This is a genomic window from Loktanella sp. F6476L (genome assembly GCF_023015725.1).
GTDB lineage: Bacteria > Pseudomonadota > Alphaproteobacteria > Rhodobacterales > Rhodobacteraceae > Yoonia.
The window spans coordinates 1-8,382 of record NZ_JALKAR010000028.1; the positions used below are offsets into that span (position 1 = coordinate 1).

The following is an 8,382-nucleotide window of genomic DNA, read 5'->3' on the forward strand; positions in this document are numbered from 1 at the left end:
CCCACGTGCCAATGCCCGCTGGTTTTTTGTATCCAGCGGGCGTTGTTTTTGTTTTTTGCGTTTTTGCGCTTATTTGAGCAGGAGTTTTGCTTCGTGTTTTTTGAGCGCTTTGCGTGCTGACTGGTAGTTTTCCAGGCCGGTTTTGGACTGCAGTTCAGGGAAGAGATCGAAGATTTCGTTCCGCTGGCTGTTACCGATGCCCTTCAAGGAATAGTCACCCGGCTGGAAGCTTTCCGTCCATGCTCCGTTTGACAGCACCACTTCGTGCCGCTCGAACATGAAGTGCACGTAGGTGGTCTGCATCACGTTGACCGTGTGGATGCCTTCCGCCCCGACCATGTGCTTGGCTGCTGCCAGCACTTCGCTTTCTTCGAAGTACAGCTGCGTTTTGTCTGACGACACAAGCACGCGGTGGTTTGGTGACACCATCATATCACGTTCCGGCAGACCGTGGCCAAGCGCACCCGCCTTGATCAGAACAGGCTGCAGGTGCGGGTTTTGCACCAGCTGCTGGCCTGACATCGGCTTGTGGCCCATCCATGCGATTTCCTGGATGCCATTGTCGCGGGTGATGATCCGGTCGCCAACTTGCAGCTCTTCGACCAGACGCTCGCCTTTTGGTGTCGCGATCAATGTCCCCGGTGTGAAGCACGGGATGACGTTTTCGATTTCCGAGAAGGTCATCGTGGACCCGTCGAGGAACGTCACCGTACCTGCCTCTGGGTCGCCATCCACATAATCGATCCGGTCGACGTTGGACCCCGTCAGGTCGAGGACATCGATGTCCTGACCATCAGCGTCTTCGCCACCCGTGACCACATCACCGCCGTTACCGCCGTAGAATGTGTCAGAGCCGGTCCCGCCAAACAGAACGTCGGTGCCACTGCCGCTGTAAATAAGGTCAGACCCTGCTCCACCTTCGATCACGTCTCCGACTACATCGCCAGCAAAGATAGTGTCATCACCGTCTCCGCCATCGATCCCGTTGCCTCCGTCGCTGCCGGTAATCGTGTCATTGCCAGCGCCGCCGAAGATATCATCACCAAAGGCAATATCACCTGCCGGTCCACCATTGATAACGTCGTCGCCGTCACCGCCAGCGAGGACATCAGACCCCTCGCCACCAAAGATCGTATCGTCGCCGTCGCCGCCGTCAATGAAGTCAATGTCAGCGCCACCAAAGATTGTATCGTCGCCGATCCCACCGTCGATGGTGTCTTCGCCAGTTCCGCCATCGATGCTGTCGTTGCCCTGACCACCGATCAGAACATCGTCGCCGTCGCCACCGTCGAGCACGTCGTCGTCCACGCCGCCGTCCAGCACGTCGTTGCCAGCGCCACCAAACAGCGTGTCATCGTCGTCTTGGCCGAAGATCGTATCGTTGCCATCACCGCCAAAGATCGTGTCCCCGTTGTTTTCAGGAACAAGGTCCTGGAAGCCCGCGGCGTCCGGTTCGTCATCCGGGAAGCTGACCGCATCGGCCAGTGGATCTTCGAGACCACCGTAGATGGTGTCGTCGCCCGCACCGCCTTCGATCACGTCGTTGCCTTCGCCACCTTCGATGAAGTCATCGCCTGTGCCGCCGTCAACGGTATCGTCGTCAAAGCCTGCGTTGATCGTGTCGTTGCCGGATCCACCGATGATGCTGTCGTCGTCATCACCTGTGTTGATGATGTCGTTGCCAGCCCCGCCGTCGACAAAGTCTTTGTCGTCGTTTGGATCCTCGTCCGCATCATAGCCCGGGAACACAAGACCCGGGATCGTTGCAGATGGCTGCTCCGGATAACCCACGTCTGGCGCTTCATCCCCTTGGGTGGAGCCCACGTTGATGATGTCGTCGCCGTCGCCTGCATCGACTGTGTCGCTGCCCTCAACGTCGGTGATCACATCGTTGCCGGCACCACCAAAGAACGTGTCGTCGCCAAGGCCACCGTGCAATTCATCGTCGCCAGCTTCACCGGCCACAGTGTCATTGCCCGCGCCGCCGATCACGGTGTCGTCGTCCAGACCACCCCAGAGATCGTCGTCACCTGTGCCACCGAACAAGGTGTCTTCGCCTTCAGAGCCTTCGATGATGTCATTGCCTGACCCACCGCGCAGCTCGTCGTCGTCTGCACCGCCGTTGACGATGTCATCACCTGCACCACCCGCGATGGTGTCGTCACCATCCTGGCCGTTCAGCTGATCGTCGTCCGCACCACCGTTGATGGTGTCGTTGCCAAGACCACCGTTGATGGTGTCTTCGCCTTGGCCGCCGAACAGGTTGTCGTCGCCCTGGTTGCCATTGATCGTGTCGTTGCCGTCGCCGCCAAACACATCATCCGACCCAGCGCCGGCCGAGATCACGTCATTGCCGCCAAAGCCTTCGATCACGTCGTTGTCTGTGCCTTCGTCACCCGGCAAGATACCGTCGCCGGCATCAACGATGTCACCATCCGCATCCACATAAGGAATGTTCGGGTTGATCACATCGTTGCCATCGGTGCCTTGGACTGTCCCGTCATTGATGCCGGTCACTGTGAAGGTCACGTTGGCCGTGTCTGTCGCGCCGTTTTCATCAACGATCGTGTAGGTGACAGACGTGTCGCGTGTCGCCCCCAGACCCAGATCGTCAAAGTCATCGCCTGCGTCAAAGTCCACAGTCCCGTCAGCATTGATCGTAAACGTGCCGCCGTTGTCGCCCGCAACCACGTTGCCTACGTTTGCCGGATCACCATCCACAGCCACAACCGTCAGATCGTCGCCTTCCGGATCGCTGTCCACACCGTTGCCAGTGTCACCCGTGATGACGTTCCCGTCCACATCGCCTGCAGTCTCTGTCAAGGACACCACATAGGCGTTGTCTGTCGCATCAGGGCCGTCGTTCACACCGTTCACTGTGATGGTCACAGTTTCCGTGGATGTCGCACCTGATGGGTCTGTCACGGTGTATGTGACAGTGGTCTCAGCAGTTTCACCCGGAGCCAGCGCATCAAAGTCACCGTTTGGATCAAAGCTGATGGACCCATCTGGGTTAATTGTGACCAGACCGCCGTTTGAGCCATCCACAGGTGTGCCAACAAGGGTTTCATCCCCGTTCACCGCACCAACCGTCAGCGGATCACCATCCGGATCACTGTCGTTATCCAGCACGTTACCCAGATCGGTCACGTCGTCTTCGTTTGTCTCAAACGTATCAGCGACTGCTGTTGGGCCGTCGTTTGTGCCGGTCACTGTGACAGTCACTGTTGTGCTGTCTGTCGCACCGTTTTCGTCCGTGACGGTGTAGGTCACTGTAGTGTCAGCGGTTTCGCCTGCACCCAGATCATCAAAGTCGCCGTTTGGATCGAAGCTGGCAGTGCCGTCTGCGTTGATCGTCACCAGACCGCCGTTGTCACCTGCAACAGGTGTGCCCACCAGCGTCTCGTCACCGTTGACCGCGCCAACCGTCAGGTCATCGCCTTCAGGATCGCTGTCGTTACCCAGCACGTTGTCCAGATCGATGACAGTGTCCTGATCTGTGCTGTCCGTGTCAGCCACAGCCACTGGCGCGTCATTTGTGCCAGTCACTGTGATCGTCACAGTTTCTGTGGATGTCGCACCAGATGGATCAGTCACAGTGTACGTGACCGTTGTTGTGGCCTCTTCACCCTCACCCAGATCATCAAAGTCGCCATTCGGATCGAATGTGACCGTGCCGTCCGGATTGATTGTGACCAAGCCACCGTCAGAGCCGTCCACAGGTGTGCCAACAAGGGTTTCATCCCCGTTCACCGCACCAACCGTCAGCGGATCACCATCCGGATCAGAGTCGTTATCCAGCACATTGCCAACCACGCCCGCAGGATCATCTTCACCCGCCGCCAGATCGTCCGCCACGGCCACAGGACCGTCGTTCGATCCGGTCACTGTGAAGGTCACCGATGCTGTGTCTTCCAGACCGTTCTCGTCTGCGATGGTGTATGTGATCGTTGTCGTGGCCTCTTCGCCCGCGCCCAGATCGTCAAACTCGCCATTGGCATCAAAGTCCACAGACCCGTCTGCGTTCACAGTGAACAGACCACCATTGTCGCCCGCAACCGCGTTGCCCACGTTACCTGTCTGGTTGTCCACACGCACAACTGTCAGATCATCGCCTTCAGGATCGCTGTCAGCGCCTGCACCTGTATCGTCAGTGATCGCATTGGCATCCACATCGCCGAATGTTTCATCCTGCGAGACCACATAAGCGCTATCCACAGCATTTGGCGCATCATTCACGCCAGTCACTGTCACAGTCACCGTTGTGGTTGATGTGGCCCCTGATGGATCCGTCACAGTGTAAGTCACTGTGGTCTCGGCTGTTTCGCCTTCACCCAATGCTTCAAAGTCACCATTCGGATCAAAGCTGGCTGTGCCGTCTGCGTTGATCGTGACCAGACCGCCGTTGTCGCCAGTCACAGGCGTGCCAACAAGCGTCTCATCGCCGTTCACCGCACCAACCGTCAGGTCGTCGCCGTCAACGTCCGTGTCATTCCCCAGCACGTTGCCCAGATCGGTCACACCGTCTTCGGTCGCGTCACCTGTATCGGCCACAGCCACTGGCGCATCGTTTGTGCCAGTCACTGTGATCGTCACAGTCGCCGTATCGGTCGCACCGTTCTCGTCTGTCAGTGTGTAAGTCACTGTGGTGGTGGCTGTGTCGCCTTCACCCAATGCGTCAAACTCACCATTGGCATCAAAGTAGATGTTGCCACCGTTGTTGATCGTCACCAGACCACCATTGTCGCCCGCAACAGTCACACCTTGGCCAAAGGCACCAAATGGATCTGTGATATCGGCGCTGTCTGTGCCGTTCGTCACAGACGTCACACGGATCGTGTCACCTTCAGGATCGCTGTCTTGGCCCGCACCTGTGTTGTCACCGATGACATTGCCAATCGCAGGGCTACCGTCTGCGTCTTGATCTTGCGTGTAAACATCCGCCGTCGCATCTGGCGCGTCGTTTGTACCTGTCACTGTGATCGTCACAGTCGCCGTATCGGTGCCCCCGTTGCCGTCATCAACCGTGTACGTCACTGTTGTTGTGGCTGTTTCACCCTCACCAAGCGCTTCAAAGTCGCCGTTTGGATCAAAGGATGCAGTCCCGTCCGGATTGATAGTGACCAAGCCGCCGTCAGACCCTTCAACAGGTGTCCCGACAAGTGTCTCGTCCCCGTTCACAGCACCCACTGTCAGCGTGTCGCCCGCGTTTGCGTCCGTGTCGTTGTCCAGCACATTGCCCAGATCGGACAGACTGTCTTCGGTTGCGTCAACAACATCATCCAGCGCATCAGGGTCAAAGTTCGTGACCTCATCGCCCAAAATCTCTTCGATTTCGGTGAAGGAAATCGTCTCGCCTGTTGGGTTGCCATCGGCGTCCACAAACACAACCTGACCGTCAAGGCCATTGCCGTTGCTATCCGGGACCGGGCTACCTGTGCCGTCCGGACCTGTCAGGATGAAGGACCCCTGACCCGTCAGGTCAAGCACGTCGTTATCGTCGCCGCCTGCACCGCCGTCGACCACATCACCGGCACCGCCAATGATCGTATCCGCGTCGTCGCCGCCATAGATTTCATCTGCGCCAGCACCACCCGTGATGACATCGTCACCACCTTTGCCGTAGATCACATCATCGCCGGCGTCCCCGTTCAGAACGTCGTTGCCAGCCTCGGATGTGCCCTCGGATGCCGTTGTGAAGAAGTTGATGTCAGACACGTCAACGCGCTGATCTGTCGTCTCGCCGTTGTCGTAATCAATCTCGATCCGCGCAACAGGGCCTGCGATTTCAAACAGAACCGATCCGGCCTGAGCCGCTGGTGTCACGCCATCTGTGTGCTCAACACCACCCGTCACTGTGTTGCCGTTGATGATCTGCGCACCCGATTCAGCTGTGATCGTGACCGCAATCTCTTCGCCAGCCGCGTTATAGGCCCGCACTGTCACGATATCGATGTGGTCGTCCGCATCGGTCCCGTTATCAATGTCGTTGATCCGGAAAGACACGTCCTGCACTTCATCGCCATACGCTACATCGTTTGATGCAAAGCTCAGTGTCGTGGTGGACGTGTTATCAACACCGCCCTCGCCGCCCAGACCGTGCAGGTGCAGACCGGAATTCGGATCAAACGCTTCGCCCGCTTCCACATACATCGCTGTGTTTTCAACGTCGGCTGTCGCGCCTTCGTCTTCTTGCGCAAAACCGATCGTGACGTTCATGCCGTCAACCGCAACCGTCTGCGTCGCACCAAGGGCCGTGCCCGCTGGCAAAGCTTCGGTCCACTGCAGTGTCAGCTGATCAACGCGGCCTGTGGCCCCGTCTTCATCATCACCGCAGATCAGGTCATCGCCTGCGCCGCCATTGATAGTGTCGTCGCCCGCACCGCCATAAAGTTCGTCATTACCAGCCGCACCGGTATCGTCTTTATACAGCGCGTCGCCTTCGATCACGTCGTTGCCGGAGCCGCCGTAAACTGTGTCGTCATTTGATCCGCCAGACAGCGTGTCATTGCCCGCGTCACCGTAAACCGTGTCCTGACCGTGGCCACCGTAGACGCTATCGTCGCCTGTGCCGCCGTAAACAAGATCGTTATCCGCAGACGCCCACAGGTTATCATTGCCCGCATCGCCGTAGATCGTGTCGTTGCCGTAAGAGGCTTCAACCATGTCGTCGCCGTCGCCGCCGTAGAACACGTCGTTGCCGCGATCAGCACCGCCCAATACGTCGTTGCCCGCGCCACCAAACTGGGTGTCGTCGCCGTCGTTGCCAAACAAACGGTCATCGCCGTCGCCACCTTCCAGCGTGTCGTTGCCGATACCGCCGTCAAGATTGTCGTTGCCGCCATTGCCCAGCAGCACATCATCACCTGCGCCGCCCATCAGGACATCGTTGCCGTCAACACCGTCTGCAATCGCAGGGATTTCAAACGTGATGTCTGTGACTGCAACCGTGCCGGAATAATCCCGCTCCGGACCGTCATCCAGAACAATCCAAAGATGCTGGATCGGACCTGCAATGGTCACTTCAACATCCTGGCCGTTGTTATCTGCACCCGGGCCCGCAGCATTCGTCTGGGACCCAATAATCATGTTGCCGTTCACTGTGTGAACGCCCGTGTCTTCGAACTGGACCTCAACAAGGTTGCCCTGTGCGTCCTTCGCCATGATCGTGATCTTATCAAGCGCATCCACGTCCAAAAGCGTGAACGATACGTTCGAGACTTCGGTGTCAAAGTGCATGTCCGCTGTGGTCGGTTCTGTCACGTCCCATGCTTTGAGCATGCCGTTCTCGACGAACCATTCTTTGCCGCCCGCACTTTGTGGCGTGCCCACGCTGACGTTCACAGACTGACCATCAACCGTCAGCGTCTGGTTGCCATCAGATCCAAGCTGATCCCAGTCGATCAGGAATTCTGTCGTGCCTGCAGTATCCGCACCATCGCCAACGAGAATATCGTTGCCAGAACCACCCTTCAGAAGGTCATCGCCAGACCCGCCAAACAGCGTGTCCGTGCCCGCGTCCCCATACAGGTCGTCGTTGCCCGCATCGCCGTAAAGCAGATCGTTGTTGTTCATCCCCTCAAGGATGTCGTCGCCATTGCCGCCAAACAGCACATCGTCGCCGTCCTGACCACACAGCGTGTCATCACCGTCTTCGCCCATCAGCGTGTCGCGGCCTGTGCCACCAAAGACCAGATCATCACCGTTCCCGGCTTTGACCAGATCATCGCCGGCGCCCGCCACGATCAAATCGTCGTCGCCCACGTCGCCCGCCAAAATCGCATCGTTATTGTCCACACGGTCACCATCCGGGTCACCATCGTAGTTCACGTCAATCACGTCGTCGCCAGCCGTGCCTTCAACCGTGCCGTCCAGATCAGGGCCAATGTCATCATAAACCAGGTTATCAACAGCGCCCGACCCGTGCAGCTGCACGTCCATCGTATAAACGCCTTCAACATCAAACGTCGCAATATACTGACCATTGTCACCCGTCGTCGGAATCTGACGTGTCGCAATCAGTTGACCGTGCTCATTGTAAAAACGAACCGTCGCACCTTCTTCGTTATCAAGGAAAGTCAAAGACTTCAGATCAGCGCCATCCGCAAAACGGAACCGGAATGTCCCGCCAATCGCATCATCCGGATCGTGGCTGTCGCCATCCTCCGACACAATCAAAGCATTGCCCAAGTTCGACGTCGCAAGATCGTAATCACCACCCGTCGGGTTCGACGTGTCAAAAATCATCGCACGATTACCAACACCACCAGCCGTCCAAGCCTGAATAGTCACACCCGCAGACTGGTATTCATTATCAACAATCGTACCACCAGATAGATCATTAAAATCAATCGTCTTCGTCATAACTCATTCTCCTAAGGC

At 57.6% G+C, this 8,382-nt stretch carries 1 protein-coding gene; it reads right to left on the minus strand.

Annotation, left to right across the window (positions count from 1 at the left end; all coding sequences use genetic code 11):
• Window positions 1–69: 69 nt before the first annotated feature.
• Window positions 70–8,364 (minus strand): Ig-like domain-containing protein, encoded by an 8,295-nt coding sequence (locus MWU61_RS19550; protein ID WP_247130162.1) that lies wholly within the window; start codon window positions 8,362–8,364, stop codon window positions 70–72.
• Window positions 8,365–8,382 lie beyond the last annotated feature (18 nt).